Origin of the sequence: Pseudonocardia benzenivorans CB1190 (assembly GCF_000196675.2) — a bacterium.
Taxonomy (GTDB): Bacteria; Actinomycetota; Actinomycetes; order Mycobacteriales; family Pseudonocardiaceae; genus Pseudonocardia; species Pseudonocardia benzenivorans.
The window spans coordinates 6,373,772-6,391,841 of record NC_015312.1 but is presented as its reverse complement, the minus strand read 5'-3'; the positions used below and the strand labels follow the sequence as shown (position 1 = coordinate 6,391,841).

15 protein-coding genes are annotated in these 18,070 nt (G+C 72.0%); 5 read left to right on the top strand and 10 right to left on the bottom strand.

From position 1 onward, the window contains the following. Window positions 1-237 precede the first annotated feature (237 nt). Complete coding sequence (locus PSED_RS30270; RefSeq protein WP_013678041.1) at window positions 238-1,986, top strand: glycoside hydrolase family 15 protein; 1,749 nt, start codon at window positions 238-240, stop codon at window positions 1,984-1,986. Window positions 1,987-2,018: 32 nt separating this feature from the next. On the opposite strand, the gene PSED_RS30265 is transcribed toward PSED_RS30270, so the two are convergent. Genes PSED_RS30265 through PSED_RS30255 form a run of 3 tightly spaced genes read right to left on the bottom strand, consistent with a single transcriptional unit; the run spans window position 2,019 to window position 7,974 of the window. After that, window positions 2,019-3,014 (bottom strand): SDR family oxidoreductase, encoded by a 996-nt coding sequence (locus PSED_RS30265; protein ID WP_013678040.1) that lies wholly within the window; start codon window positions 3,012-3,014, stop codon window positions 2,019-2,021. After that, window positions 3,011-6,163: an FAD-binding and (Fe-S)-binding domain-containing protein gene (locus PSED_RS30260; protein WP_013678039.1), complete on the bottom strand. Its 3,153-nt coding sequence runs from the start codon at window positions 6,161-6,163 to the stop codon at window positions 3,011-3,013. The genes PSED_RS30265 and PSED_RS30260 overlap by 4 nt, the downstream gene beginning before the upstream one ends. After that, on the bottom strand, window positions 6,160-7,974 hold the full coding sequence (locus tag PSED_RS30255; protein ID WP_013678038.1) for a thiamine pyrophosphate-requiring protein: 1,815 nt from the start codon (window positions 7,972-7,974) through the stop codon (window positions 6,160-6,162). Before PSED_RS30255 ends, PSED_RS30260 begins: the two co-directional genes overlap by 4 nt. Window positions 7,975-8,209: 235 nt before the next feature. On the opposite strand from PSED_RS30255, the gene PSED_RS30250 reads away from it, so the two are divergent. From PSED_RS30250 to PSED_RS30235, 4 genes are all read left to right on the top strand, one after another. Then, window positions 8,210-9,292 carry an enolase C-terminal domain-like protein gene (locus PSED_RS30250; RefSeq protein WP_233899207.1) on the top strand — a complete coding sequence of 361 codons (1,083 nt, stop codon included), beginning with the start codon at window positions 8,210-8,212 and terminating at the stop codon, window positions 9,290-9,292. 105 nt (window positions 9,293-9,397) lie between these two features. Then, window positions 9,398-9,610: a DUF3040 domain-containing protein gene (locus tag PSED_RS30245; protein ID WP_013678036.1), complete on the top strand. Its 213-nt coding sequence runs from the start codon at window positions 9,398-9,400 to the stop codon at window positions 9,608-9,610. Further along, complete coding sequence (locus PSED_RS30240) at window positions 9,607-10,401, top strand: acetate uptake transporter (protein ID WP_013678035.1); 795 nt, start codon at window positions 9,607-9,609, stop codon at window positions 10,399-10,401. Before PSED_RS30245 ends, PSED_RS30240 begins: the two co-directional genes overlap by 4 nt. Window positions 10,402-10,585: 184 nt before the next feature. Further along, window positions 10,586-11,530 (top strand): DMT family transporter, encoded by a 945-nt coding sequence (locus PSED_RS30235; protein ID WP_013678034.1) that lies wholly within the window; start codon window positions 10,586-10,588, stop codon window positions 11,528-11,530. On the opposite strand, the gene PSED_RS30230 is transcribed toward PSED_RS30235, so the two are convergent. From PSED_RS30230 to PSED_RS30200, 7 genes are all read right to left on the bottom strand, one after another. Next, entirely contained in the window at window positions 11,502-11,726 is a 225-nt protein-coding gene (locus tag PSED_RS30230; RefSeq protein ID WP_013678033.1) for a hypothetical protein, read from the bottom strand. The genes PSED_RS30235 and PSED_RS30230 overlap by 29 nt on opposite strands. Next, a complete protein-coding gene (locus tag PSED_RS30225) occupies window positions 11,723-13,045 on the bottom strand; it encodes a sensor histidine kinase (protein WP_233899205.1) in 1,323 nt (440 codons plus the stop codon). Before PSED_RS30225 ends, PSED_RS30230 begins: the two co-directional genes overlap by 4 nt. Window positions 13,046-13,094: 49 nt before the next feature. Then, entirely contained in the window at window positions 13,095-13,874 is a 780-nt protein-coding gene (locus PSED_RS30220; RefSeq protein ID WP_013678031.1) for a response regulator transcription factor, read from the bottom strand. 209 nt (window positions 13,875-14,083) lie between these two features. Continuing rightward, a complete protein-coding gene (locus PSED_RS30215; protein ID WP_013678030.1) occupies window positions 14,084-15,076 on the bottom strand; it encodes an ABC transporter ATP-binding protein in 993 nt (330 codons plus the stop codon). Next, a complete protein-coding gene (locus PSED_RS30210) occupies window positions 15,073-16,089 on the bottom strand; it encodes an ABC transporter ATP-binding protein (protein ID WP_013678029.1) in 1,017 nt (338 codons plus the stop codon). Before PSED_RS30210 ends, PSED_RS30215 begins: the two co-directional genes overlap by 4 nt. Before the next feature lie 4 nt (window positions 16,090-16,093). Continuing rightward, window positions 16,094-17,305 (bottom strand): metal-dependent hydrolase family protein, encoded by a 1,212-nt coding sequence (locus PSED_RS30205; protein WP_013678028.1) that lies wholly within the window; start codon window positions 17,303-17,305, stop codon window positions 16,094-16,096. 8 nt (window positions 17,306-17,313) lie between these two features. Next, the gene (locus PSED_RS30200) at window positions 17,314-18,069 is read right to left on the bottom strand and encodes an N-acyl homoserine lactonase family protein (RefSeq protein WP_013678027.1); all 756 of its coding nucleotides are present in this window, start codon (window positions 18,067-18,069) and stop codon (window positions 17,314-17,316) included. Window position 18,070: the final 1 nt, after the last annotated feature.

Sequence of the window (18,070 nt, the reverse complement as noted above, 5' to 3'; positions counted from 1 at the left end):
GTCGAAGGGCGCCACGCGTAGGTCGGCTCCGCCGGGTAGCCGTCGCCTGCGGGACAGCTGTGTCGATCCCTCGCGGGACCAGGATCCGGTTCGGCCGGCCGAGGGCGCTCCCTCGCCGCCGGGGATGCGGCCAGTCGTCAGCAGGTCGCAAGGTCCCGGTCCCGCGGCCGGTGACCGTTTCGGGTAGCCCCCTCGAAGAGGGACAGCGACGGACAGGACGACGCCGAGGGAGCGACGGTGGAGGCATGCGTAGAACCGGCCCCGCACGTACTGCGGGAGTACGCGCTGATCGCCGACGGTGAACGAGGAGCGCTGATCGATCCGCACGGCGACATCGCGTGGCTGTGCGCACCCCGGTGGGACTCGCCCGCGGTCCTGTCGACGCTGCTCGGCGGCCGGGGCCGCTACTCGGTCGCCCCACTGCAGCGCTTCGTGTGGGGCGGTTACTACGAGGACGGTTCGCTGATCTGGCGATCGCGTTGGATCACCGACGACGACGCGGTGGTCGAGTGCCGCGAGGCACTCGCGTTCCCCGGCGACCCGCACCGCGCCGTGATCCTGCGGCAGCTGTCCGCCGTCCGCGGCGAGGCACACGTGGCGGCGCTGCTCGCACCGGCTGCCGACTTCGGCCACGCGTCGTTCTCCGGGGTCCGGCGATCGGGCGACGGGGTGTGGACCGGACGGAGCGGAGCGCTGCGGGTCAGGTGGAGCGGAGCTCCGCGGGCCGTGTTCGACGGGGAGTCCGGTGCCCTGCGCGCGCAGCTGCGGCTTTCCCCGGGAGAGCGGCACGACCTGGTGTTGGAGCTGTCCGACCGGGAGTTCGACCGGCCACCGCCGCACCCCGGATCGGCGTGGGGGGCGACCGAGACCGGCTGGCGGGAGACGCTGCCCGATCTCGGGCGCACCGTCGCCGACCGGGACGCGCGGCACGCGTACGCGGTCATGCGCGGCCTCACCACCGGCGCCGGCGGGATGGTCGCGGCGGCCACCACCAGCCTGCCGGAGCGGGCGGACCAGGGCCGCGACTACGACTACCGCTACGTCTGGGTCCGCGACCAGTGCTTCGCCGGTCAAGCGGTGGCGGCCGCCGGGCCGCACCCGTTGCTCGACACCGCCGTCGACTTCGTCGCGCAGCGGGTCCTCACCGACGGCCCGGACCTGATGCCCGCCTACACCGCCGCGGGGACAGCCGTCCCGCCGCAGCGGGAGCTGGACCTCCCCGGCTATCCCGGCGGCTCGAACGTGATCGGCAACCACGTACGCGACCAGTTCCAGCTCGACGTCTTCGGTGAGGCGCTGCTCCTGTTCGCCGCAGCGGCGCGCCACGACCGGCTCGACGCCGAGCGGTTCCGGGCGATCGGCGTCGCGGTCGCGGCGGTCGAGAAGCGGTGGCAGGACGCCGGTGCGGGACTCTGGGAGCTCGACGCCCAGCGCTGGACGCATTCGAGGCTGGTGTGCGCGGCCGGTCTACGTCAGGTGGCGGCAGCCGCCGTGCCCGCGTCCGAGGCCGCCGCATGGAACACCCTCGCGGACCGCATCGTCGCGTCCACGGCCGCCGACTCGCTGCATCCGTCCGGGCGTTGGCAGCGCACGCCGCAGGACCCGCGGGTCGACGCGGCACTGTTGATCCCGGCGCTGCGAGGGGCGCTACCTGCGGACGACCCGTGCTCGGTCGCCACGCTCTCGGCGATCCGTGACGAGCTCGGTCGCGACGGCTACGTGTACCGGTTCCGGCACGACCGGCGTCCGCTCGACCAGGCCGAGGGGGCGTTCCTGCTCTGTGGCTTCCTCACCGCGATGGCCGCGCACCAGCAGGGCGACGTGCCGGGCGCGATGCGGTTGTTCGAGCGCAACCGAGCGGCGTGCGGCCCGCCCGGGCTGTACTCCGAGGAGTACGACGTCGTCCAGCGTCAGATGCGGGGGAACCTGCCGCAGGCGTTCGTGCACGCGGCCCTGCTGGAGGCCGCCGCCCGCCTCGCCGACTGACCCCGCCCCCGCGCGGCACGAGGATGCACCCGTCATCTGCGACGCCGTCGCCGCGCGCGACGGAGCCGGAGGACGGCCGCGGCCGAGCCGACGGCCAGGGCGGTCCGGTGCATCGAGGCCCACAGCACGACGTCGCGGGACCGGGCCTCGTCGTCGAAGGCGCCGTGCGCGCCCCGATCCGCGTCGTCGTCGCGAGGGACGAACAGGTTCGCCCCGTGCCGCGGCAGGTCGGCCCGGCTCTGCTGACCCGTGACGCCTGCTCGTGCCAGGTAGGCGCGGACCAGCAGCGGAGCCATCCGCTCGCCCAGGATCGTGTAGGCGGTGGAGATGCCGACCCAGATGTTGCGCCGCCGGTGCTCGGCGACGAACCGGATCGCGCGAGCGGCGAGCTCGGGCTGGAACACCGGTGCCACCGGGCGTGGACGATGCCGCATCTTGTTGAGGTTCCAGCTGAACTGCGGGGTGTTGACGCCCGGAAGCTGGACCATGCACACCCGCACCCGACTCCCGGTGTGCGCGAGCTCGGTCGCCACGGACTCGGTGAACCCCTTCACCGCGTGCTTGGCCCCGCAGTACGCGGACTGCAACGGGATGGCGCGATAGGCCATCGCGGAGCAGACGTTGACCACGACCCCCTCGTCGAGGCCGCGCATGCGGGCGAGCGCGGCCCGGGTGCCGTTGACCTGGCCGAGGTAGGTCACCTCGGTCATCCGCCGGTACTCCTCGTCGGTGGTGTCCCAGAAGTAGGCGAGCGACCCGGCGAACGCCGAGTTGACCCAGACGTCGATGGGGCCGAGCTCGTGCTCGACCCGGGCGGCGGCCCGGTCGACGGCCTCGTTGTCGGCGACGTCGACGGCGACCGCCAGCGCCCGGCGGCCCGCGGCGCGGACCTCCTCCTCGGCGGCCTCGAGACCGGCCGCACCACGGGCGAGGATCGCCACGTCGTATCCGGCGGCGGCGAACTCCCGGACGGCCGCCCGGCCCACTCCCGCCGTGCCGCCGGTGACCACGACGATTCGGCCCGTCATCCGGCACCTCCCGGGCTCGTGCGTCGGAGCGCCGCGGCGATCGCAGCCGCCGAGATCGCGGCAGCGGCCATCGAGAGCGGCAGCGCTGCCCGCGCCGCGCGTCGACCGCGCGGTCGTTGCGGCGGTGGCGGCTGCCCGGCGGCCTGGTCCGCACGGGCGGCCGCGTCCGTGCCCGACGCCGCGGCCAGCACCTGGCCGAGGTGCAGGGCGGTCCGTCCGGTCCGGGCGTGGTCGATCTGGGTGCGGCACGAGAACCCGTCGGCGACGACGACCGTCGCCGCGTCGGCGGCCCGCACCGCGGGCAGCAGCGCCTGTTCGCCGCACTCCATCGAGATGCCGTACTTGCCGGCCTCGAAGCCCCACGAGCCGGCGAGGCCGCAGCAGCCGCCGCTCAGCGGCTCGACGGTCAGCCCCATGCGTTCCAGGACCTGCCTGTCGGGGTCGATGCCGCCGGTCGCGCGCTGGTGGCAGTGCCCCCACAGCAGTGCCTTCCCGTCCAGGTGGGGCGGGTCGATGTCGAAGCGGGTGAAGAACTCGCCGAAGTGGTAGGCGTTCCCGGCGAGGCGCCGCGCGTCGTCGTCGTGCGGGAGCATCTTGAGCAGCTCGTCCTTGAAGACGGCCAGACAGCTGGGTTCCATCCCGACGACGGGCGTGCCGGCCCGGATGTCGTCGCGGAGCACGTCGAGGACGCGGCGCAGGTAGCGGTCGGCCACGTCGAGGAACCCGTAGTCGTAGAGCGCGCGCCCGCAGCACACGTGCACCTGCGGCATGACGACCCGCCAGCCGGCGGCCTCGATCGCCTCCACGCAGGCGACCCCGACATCGGTGTGCAGATGGTTGGTGAAGGTGTCCGGGAACAGCACCACCCGACGCCCGTCCGGGTTCCGGGTGCCGCCGCGCTCGGCGAACCACTGCTGCAGCGTCTGCGACGCGAACGGGGGCAGCGGGCGCCGCAGGTCGATCCCGGCGGCGAGCTTGGCCACGTGGGCGAGGCCGGGCGTCCGGGTCACGAGGTTGACCAGCTCGGGCATCCGCGACGCGAGCCGCGCGACCTGGTCGATGAACCCGAAGGCGTAGGCGTGGCGGTTGCGCCGGCGTCGCCACGACTTGTAGTGGTGGTAGCGGAACTCGGCCTTGTACGTGGGCATGTCGACGTCGACCGGGCAGTCGCTGGTGCAGCCCTTGCAGGCCAGGCACAGCTCGAGGCCGTCGGCGACCTCCTTCGACTGCCAGCCGTCGGTGATGACCTCGCCGCGCAGCATCTCGAACAGCAGCCGGGACCGTCCGCGCGTGGTGTGCTTCTCCTCGCGGGTCACCTGGTAGCTGGGGCACATGGTCTGCGCGGGCTCGGGGTCGCGGCACTTGCCGACCCCGACACAGCGCAGCGCGGCGTGCGCGAAGTCGCCGTCGTCCTGGGGGTAGGCGAACCGGACCTCGGGACGCCAGGGGTTGTAGTCGGTGCCCAGCTTGAGGTTCTCGTCCATCCGGTAGGCGTCGACGACCTTGCCCGGGTTCATCTTCGCGTCCGGGTCCCAGATCGCCTTGAACTCGCGCATGGCCTGCATCAGCCGGGGGCCGTACTGCTTCTCCAGCAGCTCGGCGCGCTGCTGGCCGTCGCCGTGCTCGCCGGAGAGGGTGCCGCCGTAGCGGGTGACGAGGTCGGAGGCGTCGTCCATGAACGCGCGGTAGTCGCGGATCCCCTCGGCGGTGCGCAGGTCGAAGCTGATCCGCGAGTGGATGCAGCCCTCGCCGAGGTGCCCGTACATCGCCCCGCGCAGCCCGTGCCGGTCGTAGAGCGCGTCGAGCTCGCGGATGTAGGCGCCGACCTTCTCCGGGGGGACCGCCGAGTCCTCCCAACCGGGCCAGTGGTCGCCGTCGGCCGGGAACGCGGTCGAGCCGAGGCCGCCCTCGCGGATGGCCCACAGGGTCTCGCTGTTGCCCCCTTCCTGCACGCTCTTCGCGACCCGGATGCGGTCGTCGTCGTAGCCCTTGTCCCCGCGCAGCCAGTCGACGAACGCCCGGGAGCGGGCCACCGACTCGTCGGTGGTGTCGGCGCCGAACTGGACCATGAGCCAGGCCCCGCCCTCGCGGCGGCGCGGCAGCTCGTGCAGCCCTCCGAGGTTGATCTTCTTCAGCTGCTCGTCCTCGATCAGCCGCTCGTCGAGCGCCTCGAGCCCGATCGGCTTCCACGCCATGATCTCGGGGACGTGGGTCGCCGCCTCGGCCAGCTCCGGGTACTGGACCAGCACGGTCGTCCGCTGGAACAACGCGGGCGTGAGCATCAGGACCGCCCGCAGTGCGATCGCGCACGTGCTCTCGGTGCCGACGAGGGCGCGGGCGACGTTGAACCCGTTCTCCGGCAACAGCTCGTCGAGGTTGTAGCCCGAGACCCGGCGCGGCAGCACGTCCACCGACGGGTAGCCGGCGCGGATGTCGTCGGCGTACCGGTCGCGCAGGTCCCGCAGCTTCGCGTAGATCTCGCCCTTACGCCCGCCGGCGGCGATGATCTCGTCGAGCCGGTCCTCCTCGTCCACACCGACCCAGAAGCGTTCGCCGTCGTAGGTGACGACCTCCAGGGCGTGGGTGTTGTCCGACGTCCGCGGGCCCGGCCCGTAGTGGCGGGCCTGCACCGAGTGGACGCCGCACGAGTTGTTCCCGATGTTGCCGCCGATGGTGCACCGCGAGTGCGACGACGGGTCGGGCCCGAACACCAGCCCGGCGCGTCCGGTGACCTTGTTGAGCTGCTCGTTGATCACCCCGGTCTCGGTGGTGACCAGGCGGTTCTCCACATCGACGTCCTCGACCCGGGTCAGGTACTTCGAGAAGTCGATCACGACGGCGTTGTTCACGGTCTCGCCGGAAAGGCTCGTGCCCCCGCCCCGGGACACGACGGGCGCGCGGTACCGATGGCACGCCTGCATCGTGGCGACGACGTCGTCGAGGGTTCTCGGCACGACGACGCCGACCGGTACCTGCCGGAAGTTCGACGCGTCGCCTGCGTACATCGCCAGGGACGCCGTGTCGAAACGGACCTCCCCGGTGACGTGCCGGCGCAGGTGCTGCTCCAGCCCCTTCGTGTTGATCTTCTCGGTGGCGACCATGCCGGCCGCGAACCGTGGGTCGGGTCGGGCCGGGACAGTGGTGGTCACTTGTTCCTCCCCGGCATCGCGTCCTTCACCGACTCGGTGAACTCGTGCAGTTTCTGCTTGGCCCCCTTGGTGATCACCCCGGCCTCCTCGGGGTCGCCCTTCATCATCGCCATGGCGGACTTCTTGCCGAGCTCCTTCTTGATGTGCGGCGGCACCGGCGGGATCTCCGGGTCCGTGACGACCTCGAGCACGCACGGCCCGTTGGCGGCGAGCGCCCGGTCCCAGGCCGCGCCGAGGTCGGCCGGGTCGTCGACCTTGATGCCCTCGAACCCGAGGAGCTTCGCGAACTCGGTGTACGGGACGTCGGGAATCCACTGGGTGCCCATGAACTTCGGGTCGCCGGACTCGGCCCGCTGCTCCCACGTGACCTGGTTGAGGTCCTGGTTGTTCAACACGCAGAACACCAGTGTCGGGTTCTGCGCGGTGAGCCGGTCGAGGTAGCGCTTGACGGTGACGAGCTCGGCCATCCCGTTCATCTGGAACGCGCCGTCCCCGACGAGCGCGATCACCGGACGGTCGGGGTACGCGAACTTGGCGCCGATGGCGTACGGGGTACCCGCGCCCATGGTGGCCAGCGTGCCGGCGAGCGAGGCCCGCATCCCCCTGCCGAGCCTGAGGTACTGCGCCCACCAGTTCGTGGCCGAGCCGGAGTCGGTCGTGACGATCGCGTCCTCCGGCAGCCGCGACGAGAGCTCGTAGGCGACCAGCTGCGGGTTGACGGGGTCGGCGGGCTCGTGGGCGCGGTCGTCGAGGACCCGCCACCATTGCTCGACCTCCTTCTCGATCTTCTCCCGCCAGGACCGGTCCTCCTTGCGTCGCAACAGCGGCAACAGGGCCGTCAAGGTGTCGCGCGAGTCCCCGACGAGGTTGGCCTGCACCGGGTAGCGCACCCCGATCATGCGGCCGTCGATGTCGATCTCGACGGCCTTCGCCTGTCCCTCCTCGGGCAGCCACTCCGCGTAGGGAAAGCTCGTCCCGATCATGAAGAGGGTGTCGGCGTCCTTCATGAGCTCGTAGCTCGCCGTCGAGCCCAGCAGGCCGATCGGACCGGTGACGTACGGCAGGTCGTCGGGCAGCACCTCGCGGCCGAGCAGGGTCTTCGCGACTCCCGCCCCCAGCAGTTCGGCTGCGGCGACGACCTCGTCCTGGGCCTCCGCGGCACCCTGACCGACGAGCATCGCGACCTTCGAGCCCTCGTTGAGGATCTCCGCGGCCTTCGCCAGCTCGGTGTCGGGCGGGATCACCCTCGGCCGGGTCCAGCCGACGCTGGTGTACACGGCACCGTGGGTCCGCGGCGGGGACGGCTGCGCGTCCTCCTCCTGGACGTCGACCGGGAAGACGATCGTCGCGACGGTGCGGTTGGACAGCGCGACCTTGCAGGCGCGGTCCACCAGCTGGCGCGCCTGGGCGGGGTGCATACAGGTCTGCACGAACTCCGACACGTCGGTGAACAGCACCGTCGGGTCGATCTCCTGCTGGAACGCGGCACCGAGGGAGAACCGCTTCTGCTGCCCGACGATCGCCACCACCGGCTGATGGTCGAGCTTGGCGTCGTACAGGCCGTTGAGCAGGTGGATCGCGCCGCCGCCGGAGGTGGCGATGCAGCAGCCCAGCTCGCCGGTGAACTTGGCATGGGCGCCGGCCATGAACGCACCCATCTCCTCGTGCCGCGGCTGGATCAGCTCGGGGTCTCCGTCCGCGCGGTCGAGTGCGCCGAGGAACCCGTTGATCCCGTCGCCGGGGTAACCGTAGATCCGGTGGACGCCCCATTCACCCAGCCGTTGCAGCACGTAGTCGGCGACCTTCGGCATTGCCGTCCTCATCTCCTCGCGGTGTCGTGATGGCGGGCCGTGCCACGATCCCGTCGCGGTGCCCCCGCGACCGGTCCGATGTGGCCCTGCTCCACGGCTACCCGGACTCCCCGCGCCCGGTTCAGGACGGCACCCTGCGATTGCCTGACGAAACGGCGGCGGGCCGACGACGGCCGAGCGGGCGGGGTAGGCCGAAGGAGTGCGCGACACCGCCCCCAACAGCGAAAATCCCGTCGTGGAGCGGCTCGAGGCGGCCGCCTACACGATCCCCACCGACGGACCGGAGTCCGACGCCACCATGAGCTGGGACTCCACGACCTTCGTCCTCGTGCGCGCCCATGGCGGCGGGCACACCGGAATCGGCTACACCTACGCCGGACCGGCCGCGGTCGGTGTGGTCACCGGGACGCTCGCCGGCGTCGTCCGCGGCCGGGACGCCGCCACCCCGGCCGCGTCCTGGGCCGCGATGCGGCACGCCGTGCGCAACCTCGGAGGTCCCGGGCTGGTCGCCGAGGCGATCTCGGCGGCCGACATCGCGTTGTGGGACCTGCACGCCCGGCTGCAGTCGATGCCGCTCTCGACGGCCCTCGGCGCGGTCCACGAGGCGACGCCGATCTACGGCAGCGGCGGGTTCACCTCCTACGACGACCGTCGGCTCGCCGAGCAGCTGCGCGGCTGGGTCGACGCCGGCATCCCGCGGGTGAAGATGAAGGTCGGCCGCCGGCCGGACGAGGACCAGGACCGGGTACGGGTCGCCCGCCGCGCGATCGGCGACGACGTCGAGCTCTTCGTCGACGCCAACGGTGCGTGGACCCGCAAGCAGGCGCTCGGCTGGGCCGACCGGCTCGCCGACGACGACGTCCGCTGGCTGGAGGAACCGGTCAGCTCCGACGACCTCGACGGTTTGCGGTTGCTGCGCGACCGCGGTCCGGGCGGGATGGACGTCGCCGCGGGGGAGTACGGCTACGACCTGCCGTACTTCCACCGCATGCTCTCCGCCGAGGCGGTCGACTGCCTGCAGGCCGACGTCACCCGGTGCGGTGGCCTCACCGCGCTGCAGCGGGTCGCCGCCCTGTGTGACGCCAGGTGCCTCGACCTCTCGTTGCACTGCGCGCCGCAGGTGTCGGCGCACGCCGGCACGGCGGTCTGGCACCTGCGCCACCTCGAGTACTTCCACGACCACGAGCGGATCGAGCGCATCGCCTTCGACGGTGTCCTCGAACCCGAGCCCGGTGGTTCGCTGCGTCCCGACCGGTCGCGGGCCGGCCTCGGCCTCCGGGTCAGAACCCAGGATCTCGAGCGGTACCGCACCGCGTGACCCCGACCTTCCCATCCCCTGACGAACGTCGCGGTGCCAGTTCTGCGGGCGCGAACCGGGTAGGCCAGGGACAGCAGACGACCAACCGCAAGGGAGGGAGGACAGATGTTGAGCGAACGGGAGCGGAACGCACTCGAGCAGATCGAGCGCGACCTCTCCGCCGACACCGGTTTCGCGGCGGCGATGGCCGGGTCGCGACGACACCGTGAGCAACGGTGGCGGCCGACGTGGACCGTGGGGCTCTTCGTGACGGGATCGATGGTGACGATCCTCTGCGCGGTGCTGGGCAGCGTACCACCATGTGGAGTGATCAGATGACAACCCACGCCGCTGCCCTCGGACACAACGGCAGCCCGGAGAAGTCCGGTCCGCGTACGCACGACCATCCCGGTACCGATGACTACGCGTTCTGGAGAGAGCACACGACGATAACGCTGCAACCCGTCGCGGCCCCGTCGATCCTGGGGCTGTTCGGGTTCGCCGTGTCGACGTTCATGGTCGCGGCCAACCTCGCGGGCTGGTTCGGCAACGAGACGACCACGCCACTGGTGTTGTTCCCGTTCGCCTTCGCGTTCGGGGGAATCGCCCAGCTCCTGGCCGCGATGTGGTCCTACCGCGCCCGTGACGCACTGGCGACGGGGATCCACGGGGCCTGGGGATCGTTCTGGATCGGCTACGGCCTCTACACGCTGCTCGTCGGTCTGCACATCGCGCCCGGGACCTCCGGCAGCACCGATGCCAGGGTCGCCTTCGGCTTCTGGTTCATCGGTCTCGCCGCCGTCACGTGGACCGGGTTCGTCGCCGCACTGGCGGAGAACATCGCCCTCGCCCTGGTGCTGTTGACGCTGGCCGCCGGCTCCACCCTGCTGGCGATCGGGATGACGGTGGCCGCTCCGGTGCTGGTGACCATCGGCGCGGTCGTGCTCGTCGCGTCCGCGGTCATCGCCTGGTACACCGCGAGCGCGCTGATGCTGGCCGCGACGACGGGACGCGTCGTCCTGCCGGTCGGTCACCGGGAGGCCGGAGGGAACCGCGACCGGGTCGGTGCTCGGTCGTCGCGGCCGATCCAGTACGCGCAGGGTTTCCCGGGGGTGAAGGTCGGCCAGTGACGGCGGCTCGTACTCGCCGGCCCGCCTCGACGTCGCCCGCGCGGGAACGGGACGACCTCGCGTTCGTCGCCCGGGACCGCGCCGGGTGACGTGCGCCGTGCGGGCGCATCCCGGTCCGCGCGCCCGGGTACGGAGAGGGGGCCGGGCGCCCGCGGCCCGACCGGGATAGAGGGGTAGGTACTGCGTGCTCGGAATCGTGCTCATGCTCGTCGCCGCAGCGCTGAACGCGACGGCGTCGGTGCTGCAGCGCCGTGCGGCCCGGGACGAGCCGGAGTCGCGGTCGTTCTCCGCGCAGCTGATGCTGGATCTGATCCGTCGGCCGGCGTGGCTCCTCGGCATCCTCGCGATGCTCGGTGGCTTCGTGCTGCACGCGGTGTCGATCTCGGTCTCACGGATCGCGCTGGTCCAGCCCGTGCTGGTGATCGAGCTGCCCTTCACGCTGCTGGCGGCGTCGTGGATGTTCGGCCTGCGCCTGGGCAGGCGGGACTGGACCGCGATCGGGTTGCAGTCCGTCGGCCTGGGCATGCTCGTGGGCTGTCTGGCGCCGTCGGGCGGGGACCCGGGCACGGTGCCGGGTGCGACGTGGGCGTTGGGGATCGCGCTCACGGCAGCCGGGATCGTCGCCCTGGTCGTACTGGGCCTGCGCGCTCGACAGGGCCGTCGTGCCGCTTTCCTCGGTGTGGCCACGGGCGCGGCGTTCGGGTTGAACTCGTCGCTCATCGCGGGTGTGGGTGCGGCCGTGAGTCGCGGCGACGGCCTGTTCACGACGTGGCAGACCTACGCCGTGGCGGTCGTCGGCCCGGTGTCGTTCTTCCTCCTGCAGAACGCGCTCGAGAGCGGCACGCTCGTCGCGTCGCAGCCCGGGTTCACTCTGACGAACCCGGCCGTGTCGGTGGCCTGGGGACTCGCCGTGTTCGGCGAACAGGCTCGCGGTGGCGGCTTCCTGGCCGCGGGCGTGATCGGCGCCGTCCTCGTGGGCGTGGGGACGCTCCTGCTCGCCCGCTCGCCACTCCTCGAGTCCGACACCTCGTCCGGCGCCGGTCCCGACGCCGGCACCGGTGGTGGTTCGGCGCCCCCTCGGGGAGACGTCCGCGAGCCGGCTACCGGGTCGCGGAGACCGGGGGAGTGACCGGGGGAGTCGGGGTCGGGGACGGCGGCACCGCGGGAGAACCAGGGTCGGGCAGCACGGCGACGGTGGGGGTCGGCACCGGCGGTATCACCGACCGGTCGACGGGCTCGGGATGGTCCTGGGTGGCGACGCCGCAGCCGGTGAGCAGCCCGACCAGCAGGAGCACCACCGCGACGGCACGCCGACGGGGTCTCACGTCGTGCCCCGCGGGATCTCGACGACGACGCGGGCGCCACCGAACGGGCTCTCCTCGATGCGCACGCGGCCGTGGTGCGCGCGGACGTGCCGGGCGACCAGCGCGAGGCCGAGCCCCGTGCCGCCCGTGTCCTCGCGACGCCCGGCGATGCCGCCGCGGGAGAACCGCTCGAACACCTCCTTGCGCAGCTCCACCGGGATTCCCGGACCGGCGTCGTCGACCTCCACCCGGACTCCGTCGGAGGAGGGCGACACCCCGACCCGGACGGCGCCGCCCCCGTGGTGCGCCGCGTTGTCCAGCAGGTTCTCGACGACCCGGTCGAGCCTGCGGCGGTCGGCGAGGACCTTGGGCGGCGTCGTCGCGACGTCCACGACGATCCCCGGTCGGGCGCCGACGGCATGGGTGACCACGTCCACCATGTCGCACTCCTCCAGGTCGCTCTCGTCGATCCGCTCGTCCCGGGAGATCTCGAGCAGGTCGCTCACCATCGTGCGGAAGCGGTGCACGTCGGCGTCGAGGAGATCCACCGCCTGCTGTGCGGTCGGGGTCAGCTCGTCGCGTCGGCGACGGAGGATCGCGACGGCGTTGACCAGTGTGGTCAGCGGCGAACGCAGCTCGTGGCTCACGTCCCCGGCGAACCGGGCATCACGCTGGACCCGCCACTGGAGGTCGTCCGCCGTTCGGTTGAAGGTGGCCGCGAGCGGCGCGAGGTCGGCGTCGTCCTGTTCGGGGAGCCGGGCGTCGAGGTCGCCGGCGGCCATCCGAGCGGCCGCGTCCCGCAGCTCCGTCAGGGGACGCAGGGCGCGTCGCCCGGCCCAGCTGCCCAGGCCGAGACCGAGTAGCCCGCTGACGCCGACGCCCGCCGCCAGCACGGCGCTCAGGAACCGGAGCGAGCTGTCGAGACCCGAGAGCGGCGCGACCTCGACGTAGACGCCACCCTCGACGGGCAACGCGACCGCGAGAACCGGCTGTCCGGCGGCCACGACACGCTGCCGGGCGGGGGTCCCGGACCCCGCCAGTGCGAGCAGCTCGGCGGGCAGGGCCGGCACGTCCTGAGCCGGTCCGCTGACGGTCCACGTCCCCTGCCGACGCAGGGCGACGGTCACGTCACCGCCACCCGCGAGTCCCTGGATGAGGTCGACGGGCCAGTTCCTGCGTGGGTCGCGGAGCACCTCCTGCACGAGGTGGGCGTCGACCGCCGCCTGGGTGGTGGCGCCCTGCTCGCGCCTGCTCAGCAGGTAGCTCGACGCGAGGTGCCAGGTCACGACCGCGAGCAGCCCCGTGATCGCCATCGACATCGCCGCAAAGGCGATGGCCACCCTCCAGGTCATGGGGAGCTGGCGCTGCAGCAGGCCGGCCCGCCGTGGGCTAACCGTCGGCATCGGCTCGGACGGCGGCCCGGTAGCCGGAGCCGCGGACGGTGAGGACCAGCGCCGGGTGGTCGGGGTCGCGTTCGATCTTGCAGCGCAGCCGCCGGATGTGGACGTCGAGGAGCCGGGTGTCGCCGAGATAGTCGTAGTCCCAGACGCGCCGCAGCAGGTCCTCGCGCGTGACGACCTTGCCTCCCGCCACGGCCAGCTCGACGAGGAGCCGGAACTCCGTTCTGGTCAGATGGACGTCGGCCGTCCCGCCGTCGCGGTGACAACGGACGACGCCCTCGTCCGGGCGGACCTCGACGTCGCCGATCGTGAGCGTGGCGGCCGCGGTGTCCGGGCGCCGGCGCCGCACCAGCGCCCTGATCCGGGCGGCGAGCTCCCCGGCGACCACCGGCTTGGACACGTAGTCGTCGGCGCCCGCTTCGAGACCGGCGATGACCTCGGCGGACTCCGACCGCGCCGTGACGATGATGATCGGCAGATCACCCCGTGCCCGCAGCCGCCGGCACACGGTGAGCCCGTCGGTGCCCGGCAGCATCAGGTCGAGCAGGACGGTGTCGACCGGATCGCGGGCCAGCAGCGTCATGGCCTCCTCACCGGAGGACGCCGTCGACACCGCGAAACCCTCGTCGTCGAGCGCCAGGGAGAGGGCCTGCCGGATCCGGCCGTCGTCGTCGACCACCAGGACACGCGTCCGCGCCCCCGGCGCCGTCGTACCTCCCGCGGCGCAGCGGACGGGCGCGGATCGGGCCGGACGTGGGATCGAGGTCATCGCGGCACCATGGTGCTCCTGTCGAGCGCCCCGGGCGACCTGGCGCGGCACCCGATCCCGTGCGGGCCACCGATCGTCAGCAGATCGTCAGGTCCTCGCCGTCCCGGCGATCCGCGAACGGGACCCGGCGGGTCGAAGGGGGACGGCGGCCTCCCGGGGCGAGACCGACGAGGCGACAAGGGTGGTGGACATCGTCGGCACGACCGGCTTCAGACGGTCGAGCTCTCGCGTTCGACCCGGGACAGGACGACGGGGCACGACACGAGATGACCCGGGCCGGCCGGCTCCAGGAAGACCTCGTTCTGCGCACACGACGGCAGTGCTTCGGGGCAACGCGGGTGAAAGCCGCACCCCGACGGCGGGTCGGCCGGGCTGGGCGGCTCGCCCGGAATGGGCGCCACCCTGCCCCGCCGCGGGTCCGGTGTGGCGGCAGCCCCGAGCAGCGCCCGGGTGTAGGGGTGCCTGGGGCGCGCGTAGATCTCCGCGCGAGGAGCCGTCTCGGCGATCCGGCCCAGGTACATGACGGCCACGAGGTCGCTGATCTGGCTGACCACGCCCAGGTCGTGGCTGATGAAGATGTAGGAGAGGTCCTGCTCCCGCTGCAGCCTGCGCAGGAGGTTGAGGATCTGGCCACGCAGTGAGACGTCCAGCGCCGAGGTGGGCTCGTCGGCGATGATCACCTTGGGCTCGGTCGCCAGGGCCCGGGCGATGTTGACCCGCTGGCGCTGGCCGCCCGAGAGCTGCAGCGGTCTGCGGGTGGCGAGGTCCGGGTCCAGGCCGACGGTCTCGAGCAGCTCCGCCACACGGTCGCGCACCTCGTTGCGGGGCCGCAGCTTGTGGACGATGAGGGGCTCGCCGAGCGTCGAGCCGATGGTCCGCTGGGGGTTCAGCGAGTTGAGCGAGTCCTGGAAGATCATCTGCACGGCCCGGCCGCGGGCTTCCGCGGAGCCGGCAACGGTGATCGAGCCCGAACGCAGCTTCTCGAGGCCGACGATGCTGCGGGCGAGCGTGGACTTGCCGCTCCCGGACTCGCCGACGATCCCGAGGGTGGCTCCGCGGGGCAGGGTGAGGCTCACACCGTCGAGAGCGCGGACGACGGCGCGCTTCCCGAGTGCGCGGCGGCCGCGGAAGGTGACGACGGCGTCCCGCACCTCGAGGACGGGTTCGTCGTCGGCGGTGCGCAGGTGCGTGCTGCTGCTCACCGGGCCACCTTCAGCGGCGACGCGTTCCGCGCCGGCACGGGGTGCCAGCAGGCGACATCCCGGTCGGAGAGGTCGGGGGTCAGCGACGGCGGCTCGCGCACGCAGTGCTCCTGGGCTCGAGGACAGCGCGGCGCGAACGGGCAGCCGGCCGGTAGCGCGCGCAAGTCCGGGGGTGAACCGGGGATGGTCGGCAGCAGGGCGTCCGGCGGCAGGTCGTCGACCTCGCTGATGCTGTCCAACAGGGCCGCCGTGTACGGGTGTCGTGGGTCCTCGAAGAGGGAGATCGCCGGGGACCGCTCGACCACCTGCCCGGCGTACATGACCGCGACCCGGTCGGCGACGCTCGAGACGACGGACAGGTCGTGGCTGATCAGCACGAGCGCGATGCCGAGATCCCGGGTGAGCTCGGCCAGCAGGTCGAGCACCTGGGCCTGGACACTGACGTCGAGTGCGGTGGTGGGCTCGTCCGCGAGGAGGAGCGGCGGCCGGCAGGCCACCGCCATCGCGATGACGATGCGCTGGCGCATACCGCCGCTGAACTCGTGGGGATGGGCGGCCAGCTGTCGGGCCGGGTTGTAGATGCCTACCTGCGCGAGCAGCTCCGCCGCGCGCTCGTTTGCCTGCCTGCGGGTCATGCCCTGGTGGAGCATCAAGGGCTCGCGCAGCTGCGCGCCGATGGACCGCACCGGGTTGAGTGCCGCCATCGGGTCCTGGTACACCAGGCCGATCTCCCGGCCGCGCACGGAGCGCATCGCCCGGTCGCTCAGGGTCAGCAGGTCCCGCCCCTGGAAGACGACCGAGCCCGACACCTGCGCCGTCCTGGGGTGCAGGCCGAGGATGGCCAGGCAGGTGGCGCTCTTGCCGGACCCCGACTCGCCGACCACGCCGACGGCCTCGCCCGGCCGTACGACGAGATCGACGCCGTTGACCGCCGAGAGCGTTCCGCCGGGGACGGCGAAACGGACCCGGAGGTCACGCAGCTCGAGCAGGGGGTCGGGGCCCGCGGCGCTCATGTGTTCAGCTCGCAGTCTTCAGCTCGTTGCGATGCACCACACCGTCCTTGACCACCATCACCACGTTGTGGGCCGCCGTGATGTCGACGGTCGGATCGCCGTCGAGGAGCACGAGGTCGGCCAGCTTGCCGGTCTCGAGCGTGCCGACCTCGTGCAGCAGGTCGATGTTCTCGGCGGCGTTGCGGGTCGCGGCCAGGAGCGCCTCGGTCGGCGTCAGCCCGAACTCCACCATCAGCTCCAACTCGGCGGGCATCTCGCCGTGCGGGTTGAAGGGCGTGCCGGCGTCGGTACCCGCCGCGATCTTCATACCGGACCGGACGGCAGCAAGGAAGCTCTCCCGGTGGGCGCCCGACTCCGACTCGGCCTTCTCCACCACCCAGGACGGGATCTTGTCGGGGTTCTCGACGATCCTGTTGACGGCGATGAGCGTCGGGACGAGGAACGTGCCCTGGGCGACGGCCATCTCGAGGGACTCGTCGTCGAGGTAGAAGCTGTGCTCGATGGAGTCGATGCCCGCTCTGAGCGCGTTCTTGATGCCCTGGCCGCCGATGGCGTGGCTCGCGACCCGCCGTCCGGCGTTGTGCGCCTCGCGCGCGACCGCGGTGAGCTCGTCGACCTGGAGCGCGGTCTGGTTCGGATGGACGCCCTTGGTGAGCACGCCCCCGGTGGCCATCACCTTGATGAAGTGCGCACCACCTGCGATCTCGGCGCGCGTGGCCTGCGCGGTCCCCACCGGGCCGTCCGCCTGCCGCCCGATGAAGTGGCCGTGCCCCCCGGTCATGGTGATCACTCGGCCGGCCGCGCGGATCCGGGGGCCGGGGATCATGCCGTCGTCGACGGCTTTGGACATCTCGATCGCGAGGTCGTCGGCGGCGCCGCAGTCACGGATGCTCGTGACGCCGGACATCAGCGCCACGTGCAGGTTCTTCACTCCGCGGATCGTGGCGATGGGCAGACTGTCGGCCTGCGTCTGAGCGGCCAGGTCGCCGGCGCCGTCGTGGGCGACGTGCGCATGGCAGTTGATCATCCCCGGGATGACGGTGCCGCCCTGCCCGTCGAAGACCCGCTCCGCGGCGAACGACGGGGCATCGGCCTCCGGGCCCATCCAGGCGATGCGTCGGTTCTCGACCACGATCGCCTGGCCGGGGAGCACGGGGCTGCCCGTCCCGTCGAACACGGAGATTCCACTGAGCAGGAACGCGTCGTTGTCCGCCATCTCGTCTCCTACCGGTAGCTCTGCGGGGAACGGTGCAGTTGCTGGGCCTGCATGGGGTCGTGGCCGAAGAGCAGCTTCGCGCTCTCCTGCTGTGCGATGAGCTGGAGCTTGGCGCCGGACTCCTTGGCGGCGACCGGGTCGGCCTGGCCACCCCAGGCGTCGTGATCGAGGTTGTCCTGGGTGTAGATCGCGTCACCGCAGACGACGACGTTGCCGGTGTCGGGGAGGCGGACCATGACCGACTGGTGGGCGGGCGCGTGGCCGGGGGTGACGATGGCCTCGATGCCGGGGAAGAGCTCCATCTCGCCGTCGAGCAGCTCGTACTTCAGCTTCGGCAGGTTCCAGTACTGGTTCGGGAAGGTGGGGTTGTCGACCGCGAAGTCGTAGTGCTCGCGCTGGACGAAGAAGGTCGCCTTCTCGAACAGGTCGTTGTTGCCCGCGTGGTCGAAGTGCAGGTGTGTGTTGATCACGTAGTCGATGTCGGTGGGCCGCACGTCGAGCTCGGCCAGCCGGATCTCGAGGTTGTCCTCCTCGCCCATCTCCGGCACCAGGATGTCGACCATCTCGGTGCCCCGCCACGTCGCTCCGGGGTCGGTGATGTGAAGACGGCTCATCCCGGTGTCGATGAGCAGGTTCTTCCCGTCGTCGAGCTTGATCAGGTACGAGGGGACCGGCAGCTTGATCAGCTCGCCGTCGTGCACCCCGGGCGCGACCACCTCGTACGGGCAGTTGCATGTGCCCAGCGGGATGATGAACATCTCCATG

Bases quoted from the DNA above. Each gene is read 5' to 3' on its own strand.
- PSED_RS30265 (WP_013678040.1), bottom strand. From the start codon at position 3,014: ATGACGGGCCGAATCGTCGTGGTCACCGGCGGCACGGCGGGAGTGGGC.
- PSED_RS30255 (WP_013678038.1), bottom strand. From the start codon at position 7,974: ATGCCGAAGGTCGCCGACTACGTGCTGCAACGGCTGGGTGAATGGGGC.
- PSED_RS30245 (WP_013678036.1), top strand. From the start codon at position 9,398: ATGTTGAGCGAACGGGAGCGGAACGCACTCGAGCAGATCGAGCGCGAC.
- PSED_RS30240 (WP_013678035.1), top strand. From the start codon at position 9,607: ATGACAACCCACGCCGCTGCCCTCGGACACAACGGCAGCCCGGAGAAG.
- PSED_RS30220 (WP_013678031.1), bottom strand. From the start codon at position 13,874: ATGACCTCGATCCCACGTCCGGCCCGATCCGCGCCCGTCCGCTGCGCC.
- PSED_RS30210 (WP_013678029.1), bottom strand. From the start codon at position 16,089: ATGAGCGCCGCGGGCCCCGACCCCCTGCTCGAGCTGCGTGACCTCCGG.
- PSED_RS30205 (WP_013678028.1), bottom strand. From the start codon at position 17,305: ATGGCGGACAACGACGCGTTCCTGCTCAGTGGAATCTCCGTGTTCGAC.
- PSED_RS30200 (WP_013678027.1), bottom strand. From the start codon at position 18,069: ATGGAGATGTTCATCATCCCGCTGGGCACATGCAACTGCCCGTACGAG.